At 62.1% G+C, this 23440-nt stretch carries 23 protein-coding genes; 11 read left to right on the forward strand and 12 right to left on the reverse strand.

What is annotated here, in order from left to right:
- Positions 1-156: 156 nt before the first annotated feature.
- Positions 157-447, forward strand: a complete 291-nt coding sequence (locus tag R4P70_RS20810) for a YiaA/YiaB family inner membrane protein (RefSeq protein WP_003945505.1) — start codon at positions 157-159, stop codon at positions 445-447.
- Here R4P70_RS20810 and R4P70_RS20815 read toward each other — a convergent pair.
- Both R4P70_RS20815 and R4P70_RS20820 read right to left on the reverse strand, forming a co-directional pair.
- Positions 431-1552, reverse strand: a complete 1122-nt coding sequence (locus tag R4P70_RS20815) for a sensor histidine kinase (protein WP_317831490.1) — start codon at positions 1550-1552, stop codon at positions 431-433. The two genes, R4P70_RS20810 and R4P70_RS20815, sit on opposite strands and share 17 nt — an antisense overlap.
- Positions 1549-2262: a response regulator transcription factor gene (locus R4P70_RS20820; protein ID WP_317831492.1), complete on the reverse strand. Its 714-nt coding sequence runs from the start codon at positions 2260-2262 to the stop codon at positions 1549-1551. Before R4P70_RS20820 ends, R4P70_RS20815 begins: the two co-directional genes overlap by 4 nt.
- Before the next feature lie 215 nt (positions 2263-2477).
- On the opposite strand from R4P70_RS20820, the gene R4P70_RS20825 reads away from it, so the two are divergent.
- Positions 2478-3128 (forward strand): DUF305 domain-containing protein, encoded by a 651-nt coding sequence (locus tag R4P70_RS20825; RefSeq protein ID WP_019747083.1) that lies wholly within the window; start codon positions 2478-2480, stop codon positions 3126-3128.
- A gap of 112 nt (positions 3129-3240) precedes the next feature.
- On the forward strand, positions 3241-5319 hold the full coding sequence (locus R4P70_RS20830; protein ID WP_411742484.1) for a heavy metal translocating P-type ATPase: 2079 nt from the start codon (positions 3241-3243) through the stop codon (positions 5317-5319).
- A gap of 18 nt (positions 5320-5337) precedes the next feature.
- On the opposite strand, the gene R4P70_RS20835 is transcribed toward R4P70_RS20830, so the two are convergent.
- The 3 genes from R4P70_RS20835 to R4P70_RS20845 form a co-directional block, all read right to left on the reverse strand.
- The gene (locus tag R4P70_RS20835; RefSeq protein WP_317831632.1) at positions 5338-6108 is read right to left on the reverse strand and encodes an alpha/beta fold hydrolase; all 771 of its coding nucleotides are present in this window, start codon (positions 6106-6108) and stop codon (positions 5338-5340) included.
- A gap of 143 nt (positions 6109-6251) precedes the next feature.
- Positions 6252-6791, reverse strand: coding sequence for a hypothetical protein (locus tag R4P70_RS20840; protein ID WP_070796320.1), 540 nt, complete (start codon positions 6789-6791; stop codon positions 6252-6254).
- A 51-nt stretch (positions 6792-6842) separates the two neighbouring features.
- Complete coding sequence (locus R4P70_RS20845; protein WP_019747087.1) at positions 6843-8444, reverse strand: ABC-F family ATP-binding cassette domain-containing protein; 1602 nt, start codon at positions 8442-8444, stop codon at positions 6843-6845.
- A 281-nt stretch (positions 8445-8725) separates the two neighbouring features.
- On the opposite strand from R4P70_RS20845, the gene R4P70_RS20850 reads away from it, so the two are divergent.
- Positions 8726-9181: a VOC family protein gene (locus tag R4P70_RS20850; protein ID WP_019747088.1), complete on the forward strand. Its 456-nt coding sequence runs from the start codon at positions 8726-8728 to the stop codon at positions 9179-9181.
- Positions 9178-9813 carry a flavin reductase family protein gene (locus tag R4P70_RS20855; protein ID WP_317831499.1) on the forward strand — a complete coding sequence of 212 codons (636 nt, stop codon included), beginning with the start codon at positions 9178-9180 and terminating at the stop codon, positions 9811-9813. Before R4P70_RS20850 ends, R4P70_RS20855 begins: the two co-directional genes overlap by 4 nt.
- On the opposite strand, the gene R4P70_RS20860 is transcribed toward R4P70_RS20855, so the two are convergent.
- Complete coding sequence (locus R4P70_RS20860; RefSeq protein WP_019747090.1) at positions 9780-10376, reverse strand: MarR family winged helix-turn-helix transcriptional regulator; 597 nt, start codon at positions 10374-10376, stop codon at positions 9780-9782. The genes R4P70_RS20855 and R4P70_RS20860 overlap by 34 nt on opposite strands.
- 107 nt (positions 10377-10483) lie before the next feature.
- Between R4P70_RS20860 and hpaH the strand changes: the two genes are divergently transcribed.
- Both hpaH and R4P70_RS20870 read left to right on the forward strand, forming a co-directional pair.
- Entirely contained in the window at positions 10484-11296 is an 813-nt protein-coding gene (gene hpaH, locus R4P70_RS20865) for a 2-oxo-hept-4-ene-1,7-dioate hydratase (protein WP_317831501.1), read from the forward strand.
- A gap of 8 nt (positions 11297-11304) precedes the next feature.
- Entirely contained in the window at positions 11305-12105 is an 801-nt protein-coding gene (locus R4P70_RS20870) for an HpcH/HpaI aldolase family protein (protein ID WP_029537611.1), read from the forward strand.
- A 14-nt stretch (positions 12106-12119) separates the two neighbouring features.
- On the opposite strand, the gene R4P70_RS20875 is transcribed toward R4P70_RS20870, so the two are convergent.
- Positions 12120-12674 (reverse strand): hypothetical protein, encoded by a 555-nt coding sequence (locus tag R4P70_RS20875; protein ID WP_029254565.1) that lies wholly within the window; start codon positions 12672-12674, stop codon positions 12120-12122.
- A gap of 96 nt (positions 12675-12770) precedes the next feature.
- Here R4P70_RS20875 and R4P70_RS20880 point away from each other — a divergent pair, with 96 nt between their 5' ends.
- The 3 genes from R4P70_RS20880 to R4P70_RS20890 all read left to right on the forward strand — a co-directional run bounded on the left by R4P70_RS20880 (position 12771) and on the right by R4P70_RS20890 (position 17143).
- Entirely contained in the window at positions 12771-14588 is a 1818-nt protein-coding gene (locus R4P70_RS20880) for a penicillin-binding transpeptidase domain-containing protein (protein WP_211918315.1), read from the forward strand.
- 107 nt (positions 14589-14695) lie between these two features.
- A complete protein-coding gene (locus R4P70_RS20885; protein ID WP_256063722.1) occupies positions 14696-16375 on the forward strand; it encodes an NTF2-like N-terminal transpeptidase domain-containing protein in 1680 nt (559 codons plus the stop codon).
- A gap of 30 nt (positions 16376-16405) precedes the next feature.
- Positions 16406-17143, forward strand: a complete 738-nt coding sequence (locus tag R4P70_RS20890; RefSeq protein WP_003945554.1) for a sulfite exporter TauE/SafE family protein — start codon at positions 16406-16408, stop codon at positions 17141-17143.
- A gap of 6 nt (positions 17144-17149) precedes the next feature.
- On the opposite strand, the gene R4P70_RS20895 is transcribed toward R4P70_RS20890, so the two are convergent.
- The 4 genes from R4P70_RS20895 to R4P70_RS20910 form a co-directional block, all read right to left on the reverse strand.
- Positions 17150-18622, reverse strand: a complete 1473-nt coding sequence (locus tag R4P70_RS20895; protein ID WP_019747095.1) for a peptide MFS transporter — start codon at positions 18620-18622, stop codon at positions 17150-17152.
- Positions 18623-18679: 57 nt separating this feature from the next.
- A complete protein-coding gene (locus tag R4P70_RS20900) occupies positions 18680-19057 on the reverse strand; it encodes a DUF3054 domain-containing protein (RefSeq protein ID WP_030534655.1) in 378 nt (125 codons plus the stop codon).
- Between the two features lie 64 nt (positions 19058-19121).
- Complete coding sequence (locus R4P70_RS20905; protein ID WP_317831510.1) at positions 19122-19670, reverse strand: YceI family protein; 549 nt, start codon at positions 19668-19670, stop codon at positions 19122-19124.
- A gap of 78 nt (positions 19671-19748) precedes the next feature.
- The gene (locus tag R4P70_RS20910) at positions 19749-21485 is read right to left on the reverse strand and encodes a 2-isopropylmalate synthase (RefSeq protein ID WP_317831512.1); all 1737 of its coding nucleotides are present in this window, start codon (positions 21483-21485) and stop codon (positions 19749-19751) included.
- Positions 21486-21648: 163 nt separating this feature from the next.
- On the opposite strand from R4P70_RS20910, the gene R4P70_RS20915 reads away from it, so the two are divergent.
- The gene (locus tag R4P70_RS20915; RefSeq protein ID WP_007734477.1) at positions 21649-22329 is read left to right on the forward strand and encodes a FadR/GntR family transcriptional regulator; all 681 of its coding nucleotides are present in this window, start codon (positions 21649-21651) and stop codon (positions 22327-22329) included.
- Here R4P70_RS20915 and R4P70_RS20920 read toward each other — a convergent pair.
- Positions 22326-23432 (reverse strand): YbhN family protein, encoded by a 1107-nt coding sequence (locus tag R4P70_RS20920; RefSeq protein ID WP_205907495.1) that lies wholly within the window; start codon positions 23430-23432, stop codon positions 22326-22328. The two genes, R4P70_RS20915 and R4P70_RS20920, sit on opposite strands and share 4 nt — an antisense overlap.
- Positions 23433-23440: the final 8 nt, after the last annotated feature.

Raw genomic sequence — 23440 nt, forward strand, 5'->3', positions numbered from 1 at the left:
TGTCGAACAACAACTGTTCTGGAACAACTCCGGATACCGGACCGAGACTATCCACCAGGCTGGGTAACGGCATCTGATTTTTGCCGGGGAAGTACCGTGCGCACTCGAGTAGGACTACGCATCCGAGTGCCGGGATGGGCGAGCAGACTTCGAAGCATGAGCACACCGACAACACCTTCGAAGACCACTGCAGCCTTCTATCTGCAGGCCGGAATAGCCTTTGCCGTCAGTTTTGTCGGCACCCTCCTCGGAATTGCGTATCTTCCGATCGATGCGTGGCAACGCGGATTTCTCGGAATGTCCTTGCTGTTCTTGGTCACCAGTACGTTCACGTTGGCCAAGGTGATTCGTGATCAGCAGGAGGCGTCTACCGTCAGGGTTCGAGTGGACGAGGCTCGACTCGAGAAGTTGATCGCCGAGCACGATCCGTTCAAGGCAGCTGCCTGAGTCCCATCGGCACAGTGAGGACGAGCGTGCTGCCGAGTGGCTGCTCGTTGCGGCGGGCCGTCAGGTTGCCGCCATGCGCCAGCGCGAGGCTCCTCGCAATGGTGAGTCCCAAACCGGAGCCGTCGGATCGATCACCGCGATGGAAACGGTCGAAGACGGATTCGAGTTGGTCTGCGGGAATTCCGTCACCGGTATCGGTGACGGACACCGTGAGGTGATCACCTTCCCGTGCGAGTGTCACCTTCACCGAACCTCCGGTTGGAGTGTGCCGCAACGCGTTTTCGAGCAGGTTGGCGAGGATCTGTTCGATTCGTTGGCGATCGACCTCGGCCGTGACCGGTTGCGGAGGCAGGGCGGTTGTCAATTCGACTCCACGATCGGCAAAACGTGGCCCCGCTGCTGCCGTTGCGCTGCAGACGACGTCGTCGAGATTCTCGGTCCGGCGATCGAGTTCGAGAGCGTGTTCGTCGGCAGCGGAGACGTCCGCCAGATCGCACGACAGCCGACGCAGACGTTCGAGTTGATCGCGCATCACCGACCACGACGAAGGATCTGTCGGCACAACTCCGTCCTCGATACCGTCCACGTACGCAGCCAAAGTCGATACCGGAGTGCGCAATTCGTGGGCAAGGTCGGCAAGCAGTCGTTTGCGGACCCGATCCGAATGATCAAGGCGTGCAGCCATGTCGGCGAATGCCGTTTCGAGACGCGTGAAATCGGCATCTACGTCGGACCTGCCGATAGTCACGTCGAAGTTCCCGTCGGCGACGCTTTGCGCCGCCTCTGCCAGCATGGTGATCGGTGCCGTGACGCGTCGGACGATGTAGACCGCGGCGATGCCTGCGCCCACCAGCGCGACCACGATCCCGCACAACAGTGCAATGGCCATGGTCTGAGCGAATGCTTCTTCGGTGTGGGTACGGACATTCGAGTCTTCGATGCCGGCCATCATGAGGTGGTTGTGAAAGAGCGGGGCAGCGACGGCGATGGCAACGGCGGCGATGACGAGGCAGGCGACGAACAGGACGACAAGCTGCGCGAGCAGTAGTTTTCCGCGTAGCCCGAGTCTTTTCATGACGACCGCGTTCATGACGACCGTGTTCATGACGACCTCAGGGAGTATCCGACGCCCCTGACGGTTCTGATGAACCGCGGATCGGTCGCGTCGTCGCCGAGTTTGCGGCGTAATGCACGGACATGGACGTCGACGATGTGCTGGTCCCCGAACCAGGACGACCCCCACACCGAGGCGATGATCTCGGCCCGACTCCAGGCTGCGTCGGGTCGGGATGCGAGCGCGGACAACAGGGTGAACTCGGTGGGGGTCAGATCGACCAGGTTGTCGTCGACACGGACCGTGCGGGCCAGGACGTCGATGTCGAGTCCGGGAGGCGTTGGCAGCACTTTCGGCAGCAAACTCGACGCGCGTGGCCGTCTGAGCAGAGCTTTCACTCGCGCAACCAACTCGCGGGGGCCGAAGGGTTTGACCACGTAGTCATCCGCGCCGGCCGCCAGACCCGTCACCTTGTCCGACTCTTCACCGCGGGCGGAGAGCATCAGGATGTACGCGTCCGAGAAGGTGCGGATTCGTCGGCAGACTTCCATGCCGTCGAAGCCCGGGAGCATCAGATCGAGCACGATCAGCGCGGGCTCGAATTCGCGCACCGAACGTACTGCGCTCGGCCCGTCGTGGACGAGGCGAACGGTGAATCCTTCGCGTGTCAGATAGTTGGCGACAACCTTCGCGAGGGCAGTCTCGTCGTCGACGACAAGAACACGCCCCGGTTCCTCACCCGGTCGTAGTTCGGCGCTCATCAAACCGAGGTTAGTCGACTGCGTGTCTGCATTGCTGTCGTGTGGTGGTTTCCGCTCGACTGTGAAGATTCGATGAAGGAAGCCTGTTTGGGCCGGTTATCGGGCTTCGAGGCGGATTTTCGCCGGTAACGTGGCAACTGTGCATGTGCAGCATTGTTGTCAAATCAATTGTGGTGCAGTGCATATCGAACAGAATCAATTCTCGGGAGTGAAACATGTCTTTGACGGTCAGGAAGAGCGCCGCACGGTTCGTACCGGTTGTGGCAGCGGCAGCACTGTTGATTGCCGGATGCTCGGACAACTCCGGGGAGAGCGTCAACCATTCTTCCGAAACAACCAGCGTCGCAGCACAGTCGGAGATTCCTGCGGGTGTCAATGCTGCCGACATCGAGTTTCTCGAAGGGATGTACCCGCATCACGCGCAGGCATTGGACATGGCCAGAATGGTCGACGGTCGAACCGACAATGCCGAACTTCTCTCTCTTGCAGCGCAGATAGAGGCAGCGCAAGGCCCGGAAATGGCTCAGATGACGGAATTGCTGACGAAGTGGGGACGCCCCGATCCTTCGTCGAGTTCGATGGAGGGCATGGATGATTCGGCGCATGCGGGACACGGCGTCGGGATGGCCGAGATGCCGGGCATGATGTCGGCCGACGACATGACCGCCCTCACCGACGCCAGTGGCGCGGAGTTCGACAAGTTGTGGCTGACGATGATGATCGAGCACCACAAGGGTGCCATCACCATGTCCCAGACCGAACTCGACAACGGGCTCGATCCATCGGCGGAAAAGATGGCAGAAGCGATCATTGCCGGTCAGCAGGCGGAAATCACTCAGATGGAAGCGATGTTGAAGGAGAAATGAACGGTTGACCTCGGCCGCGTGACCTTGCTCGGTGGCCGAGTCGGGCATACGTTCGAGGCTGATGGTTTGACCGCTGCAGTGCCGAAATCACACGCGAGGGGATGACCGCCACATGGATCACAGTCAGATGGACCATAGCGAGACGGACCATAGCGCGATGGACCATAGCCAGATGGAGCACGGTGCACACGGTGGTCACGCGGATCATGTCGCACAGTTCCGGACGTTGTTCGCAGTCATGCTGGTAATCGCAGTTCCGGTTGTTGCGGCAGATGCGATGTTCGCTGATCTGGTCGGGTACACATTGCCGGAAAACTCTCTGGTGGAATGGATCTCACCGGTACTCGGCACCGTGATGTACTTCTGGGGAGGCAAGCCGTTCCTCACCGGCGCTGTCGCCGAAATACGTTCTCGGCAACCCGGAATGATGCTTCTGATCGCACTTGCCATCACCGTTGCCTTCTTCGCTTCTTGGGCTGCAAGTCTGCACTGGGTGGATCACACTCTTGATTTCTGGTGGGAGCTCGCGCTTCTGATCGTGATCATGTTGTTGGGTCACTGGATCGAGATGCGTTCGCTCAGTCAGACATCGAGCGCCTTGGATTCGCTTGCCGCTTTGCTGCCCGACGAGGCCGAACGGGTGGTGGGGGAGTCGGTGGAAACCGTGCCCACCGCAGCTCTGGCCACCGGCGACCTGGTGATAGTTCGTCCCGGCGCCCGCGTTCCCTCGGACGGAACGGTCGTCGAGGGCAGTGCCGACATGGACGAATCCATGATCACGGGTGAGTCGAAGACCGTCCGCCGGACTGTCGGAGATCAGGTGGTGGCCGGCACCGTAGCCACCGACTCGGCACTTCGGCTTCGAGTCACCGCTGTGGGAGAAGACACCGCGCTCGCCGGTATTCGGCGCCTGGTCGAACAGGCGCAGAACTCGTCGAGTCGTGCTCAGGTGTTGGCGGACAAGGCCGCTGCTCTGCTGTTCTGGTACGCACTGGGCGCGGCAGTGCTGACCGCGATCGCCTGGAGTATCTGGGGCACACCGGAGAGCGCAGTCACCCGGACGATCACCGTTCTGGTGATCGCCTGCCCGCACGCGCTCGGGTTGGCGATTCCGCTGGTCGTCTCCATCGCGACGGAACGAGCAGCTCGGGCCGGGATTCTGATCACCGACCGCATGGCCCTCGAGGCGATGCGCAACGTAGACACCGTTCTCTTCGACAAGACCGGCACTCTCACCAAGGGGGAGCCCGCAGTGGTCGGTGTGCGCGGCGTCGACGGGTACTCCGACGACGAAGTTCTCAGCGCAGCAGCTGCCGTCGAATTCGACAGCGAACATCCACTCGGGCGCGCCGTCGTCGCAGCAGCGCGGGAGTTGTCGCTCGAATTCACTTCGGGTTCCGACTTTCAGGCGCACAACGGGATCGGGGTTGCTGCGGACGTCGGCGGCGTTCGCGTCGGTGTCGGCGGACCGGGGATGTTGAGATCGGTCGGGGCCACAGCGATCCCGGGGACCGAAGAGTGGCTCAGTGACGGGTCGACGGTCCTGCATGTAGTGCGTGACGAGAAGGTAATCGGCGCATTGGCATTGGCCGACGAGATTCGCCCGGAATCAGCATTGGCCGTCGACGCCCTCCACGCTCGCGGTGTTCGAGTGGCCATGGTCACCGGAGACGCGGAGGCCGTGGCTCATTCGGTCGCCCGCAGACTCGGAATTGACGAGGTCTTCGCCGAGGTGCTTCCTCAGGACAAGGGAGCGCAGGTATCTCGGCTTCAGGCTGCGGGCCACCGCGTGGCGATGGTCGGTGACGGGGTCAACGATGCGCCGGCACTCGCCCAGGCGGATGTGGGTATCGCGATCGGTGCCGGAACCGACGTGGCGATCGCATCGGCGGGAGTTGTTCTGGCCAGCGATGATCCGCGTTCGGTGAGCTCGGTCATCGAGCTGTCCCGCGCCACCTACCGCAAGATGGTTCAGAACCTCTGGTGGGCGGCGGGATACAACGCGATCTCGGTTCCCCTCGCTGCGGGAGTACTGGCGCCCGTCGGGTTTGTGCTGCCGATGGAGGTCGGAGCAATCCTGATGTCGGTATCCACTGTGGTCGTTGCCGCGAATGCCCAGTTGCTGCGACGCTTGGACTTGCGGCAACCACCGGTGACCGCGTTCGAGTCGAGAGTGCTCACACCGCAGTAGTGAGCGGATGAAGGCGGACTACTGTCGGCTCAGGAACGGAACGAGCGCACGCAGCACAGCTTCGGAGTCCGCGACTGCGCTCGCGTGATCAGCCCCCTCGATCACAGTCAAGGCACTGTCCGGGATCATCGACGCGAGATGCTCGGTATCCGGCAGGCGCTCGCGATCTCTCGATCCGACGAACAACAACGCCGGTGTGGTGATCCGTTGAAGCACGGCGTCGTCGATGCCCTGCTCCTTCTCGGCCCGGCGCATGTAGGCCGCGAGTGCGAGGGCATCGTTGATTCGAAAGGCAGTCGCAGTCTGTGGATCCACCGGTTTGCCGCGCCTCGCGCCCCAACCGCTCAGAAACCCCTCGATACCGCCGCTTTCGAGTGCGTCGATGCAGCCTGGGAAGAACAATGCGTCGAACGCCCCCGTCATCGGCCGGCTACTACCGCCCCCGACGGTCAGCGATCGCACCCGTTCGGAGTGCTCGACAGTCAGCGACATCACCGAGCGCCCGCCGAACGAGTATCCGACGACGTGCGCCGGTTCGAACGGAGACTCCGTGTCGAGGATCTCCAGGAGGTCGCCGACCACCAGATCCATTGCATACGAATCGGAGTCGTGTGGTTTGTCACTGCGTCCGTGACCCCGCATGTCGACGAGGATCAGACGATACTGTTCCTGGAGCGCCTTGACGTACCCGAAGCCACGCCAGATGGAGCGCGACAACGCTGTGCCGTGCACCATCAACAGGGGTGGGCCATCGCCCACGATCTGATAGGCGATCCGCGCACCGTCCACCGGATTTCTCACGTCGTGCAACACCCGTCCAGTATGGGTGCCCGTTACTACGCACGTGAACTCGAGTAGTCGTCCGGAGCCATTCCGGCGGATGCCGTGAACTTTCACGACCAGTCGAGCAATCAACTCGGCCTCCCTCAGAGCTACCGGTCACTGCCCGGCCGGGCAGTACCCACCGTTCCAAGCAGTGCATCGGTGAAGGGGTCTGCCGTGCTGACGCCTGCGGCTATGCCCCGAAGCAGAGCCTCGAAATCAGTGGCAACTACGGTGACCTCCTCGAACTCAGGCTCTCCCCCACGGACAACCTGACCGTCCGGTGCGAGCGCCAGGTACTCGTACCCATTGCGTACCGACAGCAGAATCGGGAGGTGAGTGGACCAGAAGGCGTTGATCGCCGCGCGCTCAGCCGGCCCGGAAGCGACCGCCAGGCTCTCGTGCCGGAACGCATTCCAAGGAAACGCCTCATCACTGACGCCGACTCCACCGGCATAGTTCTCCGCCGAGAGAAACCACACCTGGTCGTCGGAACTGGCAAGTACGGAGAACGAACTCGCCCACACGATGAGTTGATCACAAACGCCGACCAGCGGTTGCGGAACTGGGGCAGAGGCCGATCGAGTAGGTTCTTCGCGAACCCAACCTGCGATCGACAGCGCGGCGGTTGCGTCGAGGTGAAGGCACATCGCCCCACAGTAAGGCCAGACCGTCTCGCACCGATAGCGTCAACCGTCGGCCTACTCGGGATCGATGTCCTGAATACCATTCTCGTCCATGCTGATCCATCGCGTTATGCCGATGTCGCGCAGGAACGGCAGATCGTGACTCACCACCACCATGGCACCGCGGAAATCGGAAAGTGCCTGCGTGAGGTGAGCGAGACTCGGTAGGTCCAGGTTGTTTGTCGGCTCGTCGAGAAGAAGCAGCTGGGGCGCGGGTTCGGCCAGAAGGATCGTCGCTAACGCCGCGCGCAATCGTTCACCGCCGGAGAGCGCAGAAGCCAACACGTCGGAATCCGTTCCCCGGAAAAGGAACCGTGCCAACTGCCCACGAATTTCCTCGGCTGTTGCATGTGGCGCGGCCAAAGCGACGTTGTCCGCCACCGAGAGATTCTCGTCGAACACGTCGAGACGTTGGGGGAGCGCACGAGAGGCTACGAACGGAGTCGACGCAGCGAGTGCATCGAGCAATGTTGTCTTGCCGATTCCGTTGCGTCCCAGTAGCGCAATCCGCTCCGGCCCGGTGATCTGGAGCGATACCCCTTGGCCGCTCCGCAACGTAACCTCGGCGAGCCGCGCAACCTGCTGCCCCGGATGAACCTCTGTAGCAGGAAGGTCCAGGCGAATCTCGCGATCGTCTCGAAGGAGTTCCTCTGCCTCCGACAGGGCGGACTTGGCCTCGTCCACCTTCCCGATATGGTTGAGGGCCAGCTTTCCGGCCGAAACTTGGGCTTGGCGTTTTCGTTCCTGCGCGATAATCAGTGGGACCCGCTTGTTCTCGAACATCTTCTGCCCATAGCGCTTACGTCGGTCCAGTTTTGTTCGAGCGTCGATCAGCTCGCGGCTCTGCTTCGCCAGATCGGCCTTGGCGTCGCGAACAGTGGCGAGTGCGTTTTCCTGCTCAGCGGTCACGACCTCCTGGTAGTGCGAGTAGTTGCCGCCGAACACGCGTAGATCCCCCCGACGTAGTTCGACGGTGTACTCCGCGGTGTCGAGCAGTTCCCGGTCGTGGCTGACGATCAGTACGGTTCCCGGAAACTGTTGGACTGCAGCATGAACTCGTGATCGAGCGTCGCGGTCCAGGTTGTTGGTCGGCTCGTCGAGGAGCAGCACCTGCGGATTCTTCAGCAGCGTTGCGGTCAGGCCGAGTAGGACGGTCTCTCCGCCGGAGAGGGTGCCGACGGTTCGGCTCAGTGCCGCCGTATCCGGAACTACCTTCGCGAGGCCGAGTCGATGCAAGGTGGAGAGAGCGCTCTCCTCGATATCCCAGTTGTTGTCCACGAGTGCAAAGTCGGACTCGGATCCGTCACCGGTTTCAATGCGGTGCAAAGCGTTTCGTAGTTCGTGGATACCGAGGATGCCGTCCACCCGAACGCTCGGATCGAGTGTGATGTCTTGGCGGAGGTAGCCGACCTCGCCGGAAGCGGTTACTGATCCGGATTCCGGTGAGAGCTCTCCCGCGATCAATCGCAGCAGAGTCGACTTTCCCGATCCGTTAAGTCCCACGAGACCGACACGGCCACTGGGGAATACAAAATTAGTGCGGGAAAAGACTGATTCGCCGTCCGGCCAGATGAAGGTGAGATCCGAGAGCGACAGAGAAGGATGGGATTGGGTCATGAGTACTCCTGAGGGTGCTTGGACTGTGCGCCCGGCTCAGCAATTGCTGATGGGTGCGAGTGCCTTCGCGTGATGAACCTCTAGAGGAGCAACGGCCCGTTTCCTGTTCTGTCGGGAATGATTCGTGTTCCAGGCTAACGCGGTCGACCTGGCGGTGCAATGGGTTATTCGAGTCCGGCTCCTTGTGATCTTGACAATAGGCAAACGCATCGGCATTGTTACGCCTGCCAGATGATATGGCTGACATACTAAATATTCGAGCAAGTATCAGGGAGGAAATCATGGCCGTAGAGGTACTCGAGTTGCATCACATCGGGTTGGGGATGGGGAATGACATCGCCGACCGAACCCGCGACTACTACCGGGACGTTCTCAATCTGACCCAGGATGCGGGACGCTGGCACATTCCCGGTATTCATGGTTACTTCCTCGATATTCCGAGTGACGTGCAGATTCATCTTCTCGGTAGTGACGGGCCTTCCCCCTACAGCAAGGGGCCGGGCAAGGATCCGGTGGAAAATCACATAGCGCTCGCGGTGGCTGACATCGGGGCCGCCGAACGTGAACTGGACAAGCTCGGTGTTGAATACTTTGCTCTGGACAACGTCGCCTCGCCCGACCTCAAGCAGTTGTTCGTGCGTGACCCGGCCGGCAACCTCGTCGAACTCCACCAGGTCGGATTGTGCAGATGCCGTAAGAGCCTGCGCGCCCAGCCTGCGGCCGGTGCGAACGAATGATTTTCGACGTGGGGGAGATGGCACCGAAGTCTCGCTACAACCTCCTCGCCTCCCTCATCGTTCCGAGACCGATAGCCTGGATCACGACGGTGGACGTCAGGGGTTTGGTGAACGCCGCCCCGTTCTCGTTCTTCAATCTGATGTCGGGGACGCCACCGCTCGTGTGCATCGGGATCGGCGCTCGTGAGGGAATTCCGAAGGATACTGCTCGAAATATCGGCGACACAGGTGAGTTCGTGATCAATCTTGTAGATCTCGAGTCTGTCAAGAGTATGAATATCACCGCCGGAGACTATCCAGCCGCAGTCGACGAAACGGCTGTCGCGGGTCTGGAACTGGTTGCTTCACAGAGCATTGCGCCCCCTCGGTTGGCAAGAGCACCAGTTTCGTTGGAATGCGTGGAACAACAGACGTTGTCGATCGGCTACGGGCGATCGATCGTGGTCGGCGAGATCACGACCGCACATGTCGACGACGAGCATGTGTTGGATCCGAGCCGAGGCCACATCGACGGTGCTTCGCTCGATCTCGTGGGGCGAATGCACGGTGGCGGTTGGTACACAACCACTTCCGACCCGTTCAGACTCGCTCGGGTCGATCAGCCTTCAGTCGTGTCCGGATCTTTGAAATGAGTCCACCACTTGCCGAGGATTCGGCCGAGGTCTTTTCGGTCTCGATCGGACAGAGGGGCGAGGAGGTCACGGCAAGCCTCTTCGAAGGCAGGAACCGTCTCCGCGACAGTGCCTTTCCCGATTTCCGTGATCTGGATGGGAGTGGACCGGCGGTCCGTCCCGGTCCGAGTGCGCTCGACGAATTCGCGCTTCTCGAGCCAGTCGAGGACGCCGGTTGCACTGGCACGGGAGATCCCGAAGTAATCCGAGATGCCGCTCGGTGTCTGCCGCATGTACGGCTCGTCTGTGTCGCTGATCGCCTGAGCGGCAAAGATGAGCAGAACGTCGAGCTTTCGTTCGGAAATCTCGAACGGTTCGAGGCTTCGGTTCACCGAACCGATGATGTCGTCGGCCAGCCACAGCGCGAGCAGCCCCAGTCGAGCAGCGGCAGGGTCGTCGGCAGATCCGTACTGGTCGAACATTGCCAGGACGGGTTCCATAGCTTCATCAGCAGTCCGTTTGCTGCGCTCGGCATTTGTTCCCGCCGCGCCGCGCCGATCGGCATTTGTTCCCGTCGCTTCCACGAATCGAGCTTACAAGTCTGCAGGCCGACCGCGGCAATGCGGCGGAAGCGTCTCGCGCGCGGATCGCTGCACTCACCTCCCCCAGAAATCTCGACAGCAGGAGCGTCATGCTGACTGAACGTCAAATACGGACCGCCGCCGAAGAACTCGACCAAGCAGAGCTGTCCGGTGTGCAGGTCGGACAGCTCTCACTCGGATATCCGAAGATGGACCTCGACGACGCCTATGCAATTCAGACCGCATGGGTCGCGAGAAAGCTTGCCAGGGGCAGGACGATCATCGGTCACAAGATCGGGTTGACTTCGAAGGTGATGCAGCGTGCGTCGAACATCACCGAACCGGACCACGGGGTACTGCTCGACGACATGCTCTTTGCCGACGGTTCCGAGATACCCCATGGGCGCTTCATTGTTCCGCGGGTGGAGGTGGAGCTGGCGTTTGTCCTCGATCGGGACCTCAGTGGCCCCGGCGTCACACTGTACGACGTACTCGACGCGACGCGGTATGTCGTTCCGGCGGTGGAGATCATCGACGCGCGGATCGTGCAGGTCGACCCGGGATCAGGTCGAACACGAACAGTGTTCGACACCATCTCGGACAATGCAGCGAACGCCGGAATCATTCTCGGTGGGCGTCCGGTGGTACCGAACGAGACCGATCTGCGCTGGGTGTCAGCGCTCTGTTATCGAAACGCAGTTGTCGAGGAAAGCGGAGTAGCTGCCGCGGTCCTGAATCATCCGGCAATCGGTGTTGCGTGGCTCGCGAACAAACTCGGACGTCTCGGTGTCGGACTGAAAGCCGGCCACGTGATTCTTGCCGGCTCGTTCACCCGTCCGATCCAGGCGCAGCCGGGGGACACCTTTCACATCGACTACGGCTCGCTCGGCACTGTCTCATGTCGGTTCGCCGAGACCGGATAAGGGGAACAATGACAACCAAGCCGTTCAAGGTCGCGCTTCGGTCCGATACTGCTCCCGCCCTCGGTTTGTGGCTCGGGCTCGGTGAAGCGGTCACTGCCGAGATATGCGCCGGGGCCGGGTTCGACTGGGTTTTGATCGACTCCGAGCACGGTCCGAACGACCTCCGGTCGGTGGCGGATCAATTGCGAGCTGTTGCAGCTGATGCGGTCGAACCGATCGTGCGCCCGCCGAGCACCGACGCGGTTGATATCAAGAGACTTCTGGACATCGGCGTGAGAACGCTACTGCTGCCGATGGTCGAATCCGGTTCAGCGGCGAGGGATGCCGTTGCCGCAACACGATATCCGCCGTTCGGGAACCGCGGCGTCGGTAGCGCCCTCGCTCGCGCCTCGCGATGGAACAGAGATGTCGACTACCTCGAAAGTTCCGCGGACGGAATAACTCTCATCGCGCAGATCGAAACCCCCGGCGCTGTGGCGAACATCGGCGATATTGCGGGCACAGCCGGTATCGACGCTGTCTTTGTTGGCTTGTCGGACCTCGCTGCGACGTCGGGTCATCTCGGCCAGCCGCTGCATCCGCAGGTGCAGGAGGCATTTCGATTCGTGGTGGACGAGTGCACACGAATCGGAGTTCCGGTGGGAACTTTGGCGGGGTCGGACGCCGTGGCCGACCTCGCGATCGGTCGCGGTTGTCGATTCGTGGCAATCGGGACCGACGTCGCGGTGCTGGTTCGAGGCTGTGAGACCTTGTTGGAAAGGTATCGTGCTCCGAAAGCTACTCGTGGAGTTGAAGTCTCGGTCTACTGAAAATCGCACGGTCCTCAGATTTTCGGGCCTTCGGACCGAAGATCGTCGACCTTCGACATCGCTTCGCGGAGTTCCGTGAGCCATTGTTCGCTGTGCTTGCCCGCCAACCGGACTGTCCACATGAGAGCGTCCGCTCGCGAGCGAGCAACTCCCGCGTCCACCAAGGTGTCGAGAACCTTGCGTTCGGGCTGACGTAGTCGTGTCATCACCGGAACTGCGAGATGTGTGAACAGGACGGTCTTTTCGTCCAGGCGTACACCCCAGGCGACCTTGCGTCCGTAGCGAGCCTCGGCCTCGTCGGCGATGCGCATCCGGTCGGCGCGCGTGGTTTCGCGAAAGCGCGAGATCCTTCCGTCCGCGGCGGCCTCGCCACCGTCGACTGCCGGGAGTTCGCCGATCACGACGATTTCTTCGCGGTCGACCTGGACGTCGGCGGTCCCGGTGAACCAGTCATCTGGAAGTCGACCGGCAAACCAGTCGGACGCATCACTCGCGTCGGGAACCGATGCTTGTTGCCAACCTCCGGGACGGCCGAACCTGCGGTCGCCGGAGCTTTGTGAGTTCTTCATGGCGTTCTCCTCGGAAACCTGGTGGAGCATGACGTGCGTTTATTGCACTGATTACATGATTACACCGTTAGTCGAACCGGCGCCACAAATTCGGGCATGATCGGAGTCGTGCGCCTTTCACACGCTCGTCAGAGCTTCCGAACTTTCCGTCGTCCCGTGGCTGCCGTGGCTCTGGGGGTATTGGCCGCAGGATCGGTAGTTGCCTGCAGTTCTGGCCCTGACCAGCCGAAATCAGTGGCAGAGGAGTTCGCCTCCGCGCTCACGTCGGATGACGTGCAAGCGGCGGCAGCCCTGACCACCGATCCGGCGGCGGCCTCGACTGCGATTTCGGCTCTGATCGACGGGCTGGGCAAGGACGAGGGAACATTCACCGTCTCCGACGCCACCGAGTCCGGTGATTCTGCGGGGACGTTCACACTCGATGCGGCGTGGAAGTTCGGTGAAGGTCAGGACTGGAACTACTCGACGCAGGGAAACGCGTCGAAAAGCGGGGACAACTGGCTGATCCAGTGGGACCCGGCGCTGCTGGCCCCGGACCTGACCTCCTCGACCACTCTGCGCTACACGCCCACGACCGGTGCGCCGCCGTCCGTGCTGGACGCGGCGGGTCAGCCGATCATGGAGCAGCAGGTGGTGACGCTGGTCAATCTGGATTCCGCTGCGGTTCCTCCGGTGGACACGGCAGCCGTGGCCGCCCTGCTCTCGCCCATCGCACCGACGATCACGGCGGCATCGCTCAGCGGCGACCTTGCGTCGGCGAGCGGGAAGCCGGTCACCGCAATCACTTTGCGTGCCGAGGATCTTGCACCGATCGAGGAGCGGTTGGCGGCGATTCCCGGAGTGAGCTTGGCGCCGCAAGCGCGGTTGCTCTCGGTGGACAAAACTTTGGCGTCGCCGACGTTCAGTGGGCTGTCCGATCTGTGGCAGGAGGGGCAGGACAAATCCGCAGGCTGGGCGGTGCAGCAGGTGAAGCAGAACGGAACCGTCACCACCGTCGCCGGCCAAGACGGGCCGGTCGCTCCGAACATCGCGACCACCATCGACCGACCACTGCAGCTCGCGGCCGAGAACGCGCTCGCCGGGGTGACGCAACAGGCGGCGATCGTAGCGCTACAGCCGTCGACCGGAGCGGTGTTGGCGGTGGCCCAGAATGCCCCCGCCGACGCACAGGGCCCCATTGCGTTGACCGGCCTGTACCCACCGGGGTCCACGTTCAAGACCGTGACGACCTCCGCGGCGCTGCAAGCCGGCGTCGCTACACCGGACACCGTTCTGGCGTGCCCGGGTACCGAGAACATCGAGGGCCGTCAGATCCCCAACGACGACGAGTTCGACCTCGGATCGGTTCCGCTGCACACCGCGTTCGCGAAGTCGTGCAACACCACCATGGCCAGGATGGCCGTGGGTCTGCCTGCCGATGCTCTGCACAACGCGGCTCTGCAGTTCGGGCTGGGCGTCGACTACGTCACCCCGGGCCTCACGACGGTGACGGGCAACGTCCCCGACGCGAACACGCCCGCCGAACGCGTCGAGTCCGCGATCGGACAGGGCACGGTGACCGCCACGCCTTTCGGGATGGCTCTCGTGGCGGCCTCGATCGCCAACGGGACGACACCCGCGCCGATGTTGGTCAAGGGACAGCCCGGCGTGGCAGATCAGACCGTGGCACCGGCGCCCACCGAGGTGACCGAACAGTTGCGGGTGATGATGCGCGAGACCGTCACAGGCGGTACGGCAACGTCGTTGCAGGACATTCCGGGGCTTCTGGGCAAGACCGGTACGGCCGAAACCGAAGGTGGTCCAGCACACGGGTGGTTTGTCGGAATCAAGGGAGATCTCGCATTTGCGGTGTTCATTGCCGGCGCCGACAGCTCTTCGCCTGCGGTGCAGGTAGCGGGTACTTTTCTGCGCTGAAACCTGTTTTCCGTTGCAGTTGGATCACGCCGTCGTAGCTCAACCGTGACACGTTCGTAGGCATCCCGTGCTTGTTACTCGTGTGACAGAAGTAAAGAGTTACATGCATGGGGCCCGGAGGACAGCACAACCGTCGTGGAAAATATGTCGTTGCTTCGATAACTGCTGTCGTTCTGACAGTGGCGCTCGCGTCATGTGTCATCGGTGGGGAGAAGAAAACCGACGCCGCTTCGGTGGTGGAAGACTTCGTCACCGCCCTCAACAACCACGACGCCGAAGCTGCTGCGGCGCTCACGTCGTACCCCAACGCAGCCCGCCCCTCGATCCAGCAGATGTTCGACGGACTGGCCGCCAAGTCCACCGACTTCGACGTCGCTCAGGTCATGGATCTGGGTAGCGACTCCGGACTCTTCACCCTCGACGCGTCCTGGAACTTCGGCGAAGGCAAGGACTGGAGCTACCAGTCGCAGGGCGAGGTTCGCGATCTTTCCGTCGGCTGGCGGGTGTCCTGGGACCCGTCAGTCCTGGTTCCCGACCTCGGAAACGGGCGCACCGTCTCGTACACCCGCACCGACGCAGCGCCCCCGAAGGTCGTCGACAGCACGGGCACCCTGCTCATGAACGAGCAGACCATCAACGCGATCACTCTCGACCCGACGACCATGCCGGACCCCGTCGACACCACTCGTCGCCTCGCCGCAGTTCTCGAACCCGTCGCACCGTTGGTGACCTCGGAGTCGATGCTGGCCGACCTCGCGGCCAACCCGGGCAAGCCCGTCACCGCCGTACTGCTCCGCGATCCCGACTACGCGTACCTGGAAAGCGATTTTGCGATCCCCGGCGTCGTCGTGGTCAAGACACCCAAGCTGATCGCCTCCGATCGTCGTATCAACTCGCCGCTCCTGGACCCGCTTCGGACCGTGTGGCAGGCCAATCGCGACGCCACCGCCGGTTGGGCGGTCAACCTGGTGGAGTCCAACGGATTCCCGATCAAGCAAGCCGGCTTCCAAGGACCTCCCGGCCCCGACGTCGCCGCAACCCTCGACTCGCACGCTCAACTCGCTGCGATCGAAGCCGTCGTCAGTGCAGGTACTCCCGCCGCCATCGTCGCGATCCGCCCGTCGGACGGTGCCATTCTGGCTGCAGCACAGAACAATCAGGCCATCGAGCAGGGCCCGATCGCATTCACCGGGTTGCGCCCGGCCGGCGGCGCCCTCGATCTGGTCCGCCTCGCATCGTCGATGCAGAACGGCGTCGACCCCGGATCTGTGTCACCCGAACAGTTGGCCGACACCGGGCAGCAACTCGGACTCGGCAACGGCTTCCACATTCAGGGACTCGATCAGCAGACGGCAGTACTTGCCGCGAACCGCCCCGGCGTGGACCAGGCGATGAACAACGTCATGGTCAACAAGACGTCCAACGACTCGGACGCGCCGACAGTGACACCGTTCGGAATGGCGATGCTCGCGGCATCGATCGCCCGCGGCAGTGCCCCGCTGCCGATGATGGTATTCGGACAACCGGCTACCGCCGACGTCACGCCGACGGCATTGCCCGGCGACGTCAACAATCGTCTGCGCGACGCGATGCGAGGGGCCGGCGGACTCGCCGGGTACCCGGACATGATGGCGGCCGGTGCAGCGAGCGGTGACGATCGTTGGTTCTATGGATCACGTGGTGACTTCGCGTTTGCAGTGTTCGTCGCAGACGCCGACGGCGGCGATCGAGCAATGCAGATGACGGACAAGCTCTTCCAGGAACTCGGCAAGCCTGCCGACAAGTAGTACCAGGCACCGCGGGTAGATTCCTGGTTCGTGAACCTGCTCGATTTCCTTTTCCTCGTCGTAGCGGGATTCTTCAGCGGTCTAGTCGGTTTTGTCACCGGTCTCGCATCGATTGTTTCGTATCCGGCGCTGCTGAGCGTCGGGCTTTCGCCGGTCAGCGCGAACATGACCAATACCGTCGCGTTGGTGGCCGTCGGCGTCGGCGCATTGGCGAACTCGTCCCGTGAAGTTGCCGACACGGGTCCGAAACTTGTTCGCTGGTCTCTCTATTCGGCCGCCGGCGGCATCATCGGTGCCCTGATTCTGTGGCTGGCACCGGAAGGTTCGTTCGAATCCGTTGTGCCGGCGATGGTTGTGTTCGCCTCGCTCGCGTTGCTACTGCAACCGAAGATTCGTGAGTTGTCCGGCGGCGGTGACCGTCCCGGAATCTACTCGGCCGCACTGTTTGCCGTCGCGGTCTACGGCGGCTATTTCGGTGCTGGTGCCGGCGTCATCTTCCTGGCCGCGACGCTCATCCTCACTTCCGAAACGGTGTGGCGTGCAACGATCCTGAAGAGCTTCTTTCTCGGCATTGCCAATCTTGTGGCTGCACTCATCTTCGCCTTCTCCGGACAGGTGCATTGGGTGGCCGCGTTGGCGATGGCGCTCGGAGCGTTGGCCGGAGGTTGGTGTGGCCCGCCCGTAGTCAAGAAAATCCCGCCATCGGTACTGCGTGTGGCAGTAGCGATAGCGGGATTCGTGCTGGCTCTGTGGTTGTGGGTGAAGTGAGACCGCCTACTTCACGCCCTGCATCAGCTTCTTGATCCAGGGCGAGGCAAGAGCAAGAAGTACTCCGATTCCGATTGACGAGAAACCGATGATCAGGAAGAACGGACGACTGTCGTCGATGTCGAAGTAACCGGCCAAGGTTCCCGCCATCGAAGAACCCAATGCAACGGACAAGAAGAACAACGCCACCATCTGGGTGTGGAAATGCTCGGGCGCGAGTTTGGTTGCAAGGGAAAGGCCGACGGGGGACAGGAAGAGTTCCGCGAAGGTGAAGAGCAGAAGCACTCCGGCAAGGCCGAGGAGCGGTGCACTGTTCGGTCCGCCACCGGTGATCGGGATGAATGCCAGGAACGCCAGACCCATCGTGCCGGTACCGAGCGCGAACTTGATCGGCGACGACGGCTGACGGTCACCGAGTTTTGTCCACATCGCTGCAAACACACCGGCAAAGATGATGATGAACACCGGATTGATCGACTGCACCCACGTCGGCGGGAAGTCCCAACCGAAGAGATTGCGGTCCAGGAGTTTGTCGGAGATCACCGGCACGGTGGTGAACTGCTGCTGAAACAGCGACCAGAAGGCCGCGCTCGCAATGAACATCGGGATGAATGCAAAGACTCGACTGCGTTCGACCTTGGTCACCTTCTTACTGGTGAGCATGAGGAGGAAGTAACCGACCGACGCGACGATCGTGAGTCCGACAACGACGTCGGACATGTTGTCCGCGGTGATCAAACCGGTGATCGAGGCGACCGCGACGACGACGATCGCGGCAATGCCGATCCCGATGTAGAGCGCGCGCTTGTCTGCAGGCAACGGGTTGCCGGGCTCGGCTCCAATTCCGTGAAGATGCTTCCGACCCAGCGTGTACTGGATCAGGCCGAGAGCCATGCCGACGGCGGCGAGAGCAAAACCGGCGTGGAATCCCCAGGCGTCCTGGACGGCTCCGGTGAGCAGTGGACCGACAAGACCGCCGATGTTGATGCCCATGTAGAAGATGGAGAATCCGGCGTCGCGGCGATTGTCCTGTTCGGAATATAGGTCTCCGACCAGAGAGGTCGCATTGGCCTTCAAACCGCCGCTGCCGAAGGCGACCATGACCAGGCCGACACCCACACCCCACATGCCAGGAAGAACCGACAAGGCGATGTGGCCGGCCATCACCAGCGAAGCGCTGTAGAAGAGCGTGCGCTCGGAGCCGAGAAGTCGGTCCGCCACCCACGCGCCGAGAATCGTCGACAGATAGACGGTGCCGCCGTATGCGCCGACGATGCTGGTCGCTGCCGCCTGACTGATGCCGAGGCCGCCGTCGCTGACGCTGTAGTACAGGTAGTAGATGAGGATGCCTTGCATCCCGTAGAAGGAGAATCTCTCCCACATCTCGACGCCGAACAGGTTCGCCAGCGCAAAGGGTTGGCCGAAGAACCCCCGGTCTTCTTTCTCGCTACGTTCGACGGGCTCCGTAGTGTTGCTCATTCGAAAAGTGTCCTACGTGCTCGGGCATTTCGGGTGGTTCCGAGCCGTGGAGTTTGGTTACGACTTGGTGCGGATCCTCGCTACCAGCGGAGCGAGTGCGCGCCAACCGAGAAGGAACGCGCCGAGGACCAGCGTCGCGACGACGATGAAGCTGAATTGGGTGCCCTGGCCACTCAACACTCGAAGGATCATGCCGATGACGACGGCGCCGAGCCAAACGACAATGCCGGTGGGAAGAAGGAGAACGGCGTTGAACTTGTCGCGGTACAGCGCGAACGTGGCAGCCCATCCGATCACCAGGCCGGTCAGGAAGGGCCACGATGTCTTCGCCAGACCGGCGAGCGCATTGGCTTCTTCGTGGGTACGGCGCCCTATCGCGCAGAAGATTATGACAAGAATGGCGTCGATCAGCAGGAATGGTGCGTACTTCTTCACGCTCACACCATACGACTGTGCGCCTTTATTAACCGCGGGCGGTTAATAAAGGCGCACAGTGCTGTTAGGCCTGGAGGCCGGCTTCGATCTCGAGGGTGATCGTGATCTTGTCGCCGACAACTGCTCCGCCGCCTTCGAGGGGCATCTCGATGGAGATGTCGAAGTCCTTGCGGTTGATGACGGTGGTGGCTTCGAATCCGGCGACGGGGCCCTGGCCCATGCCCGGGTTGACGCCGTTGAACTCGAGGTTCAGCTCGACCTCGCGGGTGACGCCGTGGAGCGTGAAGTCGCCGGCGAGGACGAAGTCGCTGCCCTTGGAGCGCACTGCGGTGGACTTGAAGGTGGCCTTCCGGAACTTCTCGACGTCGAAGAAGTCAGCGGACTTGATGTGGCCGTCGCGCTGCTCGTTCTTGGTGTTGATGGAGTCCACGGAGATCTCGGCCTCGACGGCGGGGGTTCCGTCTTCGGCAACGGTGATCGTTCCCGAGAACTCGTCGAACGTTCCACGAACCTTGGAAACCATGAGGTGGCGAACCGAGAATCCGACAGTGGAGTGGACGGTGTCGATGACCCAGGTTCCGGCGGTCAATGTGGGCAAGGTTGCGGTGGTCATGGAAGCTCCTGAATAAGTAGTTGAATGTTCAAGTTCTTGTAGCTTCAACTATGGACCCCAGGAAATCCTTCCGCAAGATCATGTGAGCTGCATCACAGTGTTTGTGCTTGCGGCATAGACGGCGTGAAGCGCCGACGCTGTCACCGACTGATGCACCGCAATGCCCCAGCGCCCTTCGCCGTTCACCACGCATTCTGCGATGGTGACTGCCGAATTCGCACTACCGGAAGACTCCGGGTTGCGGGGCAGTGAATGCTGGGTGAGCGAGACGACCTCGACCGCCGAGCCCTGTTCGGTCAGGATTTTACTCAAGGCCTCGACCGGCCCGGACGCACTGGCTACAGCGGTGACCTCGCGTCCGTCGCGATCAATGGCGATGAACAACTGATCACCGTCGGCGGTGTGTTCCAGTGAGTACCGACGCACTCCTCCGTTGTATCCGTACTCGCGCAGCAGCAGTTTCCACAGCTGGTCGGCGGTCATTTCGGTGCCCGAGTCGTCGGTTTCGAGCTGCACCCACGAGGCGAAGTCGATTTGCAGGCGCCGGGGGAGTTCGACCCCGTACTCGGTCTGCAACAGATAAGCGATTCCGCCTTTGCCCGACTGGCTGTTCACACGAATCACCGCCTGGTAATCGCGGCCGACGTCGGCGGGGTCGATCGGCAGATAGGGGACTGCCCACGGCGCCGATCCCGGATCGACGCCGGCAGCCTCCGCACTCTCGTAGTGATGGGCGAAGCCCTTCTTGATCGCATCCTGGTGGGTTCCGGAAAATGCCGTGTACACGAGATCTCCGCCGTACGGGTGGCGCTCGTGGACGGGAATTCGGTTGCAGTACTCCACCGTTCGACGGATCTTGTCGATGTCGGAGAAGTCGATTTCCGGATCGACGCCCTGTGCATGCAGATTCAGCCCCAGCGTGACCAGGTCGACGTTGCCCGTGCGCTCGCCGTTGCCGAACAGGCATCCCTCGACGCGCTGCGCGCCGGCCAGTACTGCCAGTTCGGCACATGCAACCCCGGTGCCGCGGTCGTTGTGCGGGTGGACCGAGAGAATCACCGAATCGCGTCGGGCCAGGTTCTGGTGCATGTATTCGATCTGGTCGGCATAGATGTTGGGGGTGGCGATTTCGACTGTGGCAGGCAGGTTGTGGATGACCGGGCGATCGGGACTGGCGTCCCAGAGTTCGGTGAGGCTGTTGCAGACCTGCAGGATGTAATCGGGTTCGGTGAGGTTGAAGACCTCGGGGGAGAACTCGAATCGCCACCCGTCGTGGCCTTCGCCGCCACGGGCCACGTCCTGCGCCGCGCGGAAAATCATGTCGTGCAACTCTTCTCGCTCTTTGCCGAGAACCACGTTTCGCCACGTCGGCGCAGTCGCGGTGTACATGTGGACGACCGCGTTCGGCAGTCCCTCGATCGACTGGTACGTCCGTTCGATCAAATCCGTACGCGCGGCGGTGAATACGACGACGGTGACGTCGTCGGGAACGAGATCGAACCGCACCAGGTCGCGAACGAAATCGAAATCGGTCTGGCTCGCAGAGGGATAGCCGACCTCGATTTCCTTGTAGCCGATCGCCACCATCAGTTCGAACATTCGGCGCTTGCGTTCGGGGTCCATCGGTTCTGCGAGGGCTTGATTGCCGTCACGCAGATCGACGGGCACCCACCGGGGCGCCGCGGTGGTGCGATTGGACGGCCACGTTCGGTCGAAAATCGGAATGTCGACGCGATCCCACGCGGCGCGATAGCGCTCGGACGGCATGGGTGACGGCTTCTGGTTGTTCCAGCGGTTGGCGCGGGTAGTACTCATCTTCGGTTTCTCCTGCGGTCGAGTCGAGAGACCGGCATGGCGAAACCCCGCGGAGGGGTGCCGGTCTGTCAGGCCCCGCCGCGGCAGTCGAGAAGGAGTGCTCCTGTAGCCATGCGGGCTACACTAGAACGAAATCACTTATCAGACAACCTGAGGAGTTCACGTGTCACCGATCGTCGAGCGTCGGCTGCTCACCGACCAGGCTGCGGAGTTGCTGCGAGCGCGGATCGTGAGCGGTGAATGGGAAGTCGGCGCCAAACTTCCAGGTGAAACCACTTTGGCTGCGCAGTTGGGTATCGGTCGGTCCACCATCAGGGAAGCGGTGCGGACCCTCGCGGGCCTCGGCATGCTCGAATCGAGACAGGGTGCCGGCGTCTTCCTACGGAGTACGACACCCCCGGATCAGTGGCCGCGTGTGCTCGAAGCCGAGGCGATTCTTCATGTCGTCGAGGTGCGGAACGCGGTCGAGATCGAAGCGGCTCGCCTCGCAGCGCAGCGCCGCGATGCCGTTGACGTCGCGGCTCTGCGGCAGGCGCTCGACGGTAGAACTGCTGCCGCGCACTCTGGGGACGCAGCGTTTGTCGACGCCGATATCGCCGTCCACCGGGCAGTGGTGGATGCGGCACACAATCCCGTGCTGTCGGAACTCTTCGAGACTTTTGTGCCGCGTCTGCGGGCCGCGTTGATCGAGTTGATCGCGGTTCTGGACCTGCATCCACACAGTCAGCCGGATGCGGACGAGCATCGAATGTTGGTGGACGCCATCGAAGCCGGCGACGCGGAGGCAGCGGTACGGATCAGCCGGGCACACCTCGACGACATGGCGGCAGCGTTGCGACGCTAGACGCCGGGTTGTTCGCGGCGTTCGAACTCGAGGTCCATCTCGAGGTCTTCGTGGTGGGTTGCACGGAACGTGATCAAGAAGACGATCCAACCGGCGACAGCGACCATGATGAAGCTGACCAACCGATATACAAGCCATGCCGCAATCGCCTGCGGTCCACTGGCACCGGCGATCGTCAGCGCGGTGATCAGTGCGGTGTCCACGTAGCCCAGCCCGCCGGGAAGCAGCGGAATGCTGCCGACTGCTTTGGCGGCGGTAAAGGCAATCAGGAGCCCCGCGAAGGAGGGTTCCGCGCCCACCGCCCAGCATGCGAAACCCAAACAAGCGACATCGGCGACACGATGGATGGCCGACCACCCGAATGCGATGACCGAGTCGGTGCGGCTGAGCTCGACCGAATCCAGTTGCTTGAGGATTTCGGACCAACGGTGCATACCGCGTCCGGTCGGGTTATTGCGAGAACGGTTGTACAGCGCCAGAACTCGGTGTCCGATGCGCTCGATGCTGCCGGGATTCTGGGCTATGTATCGCAACGCCAGAAACAGTGCTGCCATGCCCACGATCGAAATTGTGAGCGTCACCGGGCTGACCTTGGTGCCGAACGCCGCTGCGCCGGTAGCGCCGAGTAGTGCCAGCGTCGCGGCGGCGATGACACCGCACATCGCCAACTGCCAGGACGCGACAACCGGCGTCGCCCCCCACTTTCGAGTCTGTTTGTACGTGAATGCAGTGGAGAAGACCTGGCCGGCAGGCAACGTCAGCGCCATTGCCGTACTGGCATAGATGACCGAGAGGTTCTTGAGGTGACCGGCAACCACACCAGCGGCGTTGAGCAGACGTTGTTGAACGGACGCGTAACCGCTGAGTGAAATGAGTTGGGCCGCGACGCACGCGGCCACCCAACCCCAATGGATTTCGGTCAGGACCCGCCAGGCCTCACTTAGCCTGGGCCAGAGATATGCGCCTTCGGCTATCAGGAGGGCGATGAGCGCTATCCCGAGCACCCACTTCAGCCACCAGTAGCGCCCTCTGGCCCGACTGGTCCCGGCCACGGGCGAGCGTGGTCGTCTCAGTCGCCGTGGGGTGTTTCCAGGCTGAGCCATCGACTCAC

The organism is Rhodococcus sp. IEGM 1241 (assembly GCF_033142365.1).
Taxonomy (GTDB): Bacteria; Actinomycetota; Actinomycetes; order Mycobacteriales; family Mycobacteriaceae; genus Rhodococcus_F; species Rhodococcus_F erythropolis.

Excerpts from the sequence above, each read along its gene's own strand:
- R4P70_RS20810 (WP_003945505.1), top strand. The coding sequence starts at position 157 with ATGAGCACACCGACAACACCTTCGAAGACCACTGCAGCCTTCTATCTG.
- R4P70_RS20815 (WP_317831490.1), bottom strand. The coding sequence starts at position 1,552 with ATGAACACGGTCGTCATGAACGCGGTCGTCATGAAAAGACTCGGGCTA.
- R4P70_RS20820 (WP_317831492.1), bottom strand. The coding sequence starts at position 2,262 with ATGAGCGCCGAACTACGACCGGGTGAGGAACCGGGGCGTGTTCTTGTC.
- R4P70_RS20825 (WP_019747083.1), top strand. The coding sequence starts at position 2,478 with ATGTCTTTGACGGTCAGGAAGAGCGCCGCACGGTTCGTACCGGTTGTG.
- R4P70_RS20830 (WP_411742484.1), top strand. The coding sequence starts at position 3,241 with ATGGATCACAGTCAGATGGACCATAGCGAGACGGACCATAGCGCGATG.
- R4P70_RS20840 (WP_070796320.1), bottom strand. The coding sequence starts at position 6,791 with ATGTGCCTTCACCTCGACGCAACCGCCGCGCTGTCGATCGCAGGTTGG.
- R4P70_RS20845 (WP_019747087.1), bottom strand. The coding sequence starts at position 8,444 with ATGACCCAATCCCATCCTTCTCTGTCGCTCTCGGATCTCACCTTCATC.
- R4P70_RS20850 (WP_019747088.1), top strand. The coding sequence starts at position 8,726 with ATGGCCGTAGAGGTACTCGAGTTGCATCACATCGGGTTGGGGATGGGG.
- R4P70_RS20855 (WP_317831499.1), top strand. The coding sequence starts at position 9,178 with ATGATTTTCGACGTGGGGGAGATGGCACCGAAGTCTCGCTACAACCTC.
- hpaH (WP_317831501.1), top strand. The coding sequence starts at position 10,484 with ATGCTGACTGAACGTCAAATACGGACCGCCGCCGAAGAACTCGACCAA.
- R4P70_RS20870 (WP_029537611.1), top strand. The coding sequence starts at position 11,305 with ATGACAACCAAGCCGTTCAAGGTCGCGCTTCGGTCCGATACTGCTCCC.
- R4P70_RS20875 (WP_029254565.1), bottom strand. The coding sequence starts at position 12,674 with ATGAAGAACTCACAAAGCTCCGGCGACCGCAGGTTCGGCCGTCCCGGA.
- R4P70_RS20880 (WP_211918315.1), top strand. The coding sequence starts at position 12,771 with ATGATCGGAGTCGTGCGCCTTTCACACGCTCGTCAGAGCTTCCGAACT.
- R4P70_RS20885 (WP_256063722.1), top strand. The coding sequence starts at position 14,696 with ATGGGGCCCGGAGGACAGCACAACCGTCGTGGAAAATATGTCGTTGCT.
- R4P70_RS20895 (WP_019747095.1), bottom strand. The coding sequence starts at position 18,622 with ATGAGCAACACTACGGAGCCCGTCGAACGTAGCGAGAAAGAAGACCGG.
- R4P70_RS20905 (WP_317831510.1), bottom strand. The coding sequence starts at position 19,670 with ATGACCACCGCAACCTTGCCCACATTGACCGCCGGAACCTGGGTCATC.
- R4P70_RS20910 (WP_317831512.1), bottom strand. The coding sequence starts at position 21,485 with ATGAGTACTACCCGCGCCAACCGCTGGAACAACCAGAAGCCGTCACCC.
- R4P70_RS20920 (WP_205907495.1), bottom strand. The coding sequence starts at position 23,432 with ATGGCTCAGCCTGGAAACACCCCACGGCGACTGAGACGACCACGCTCG.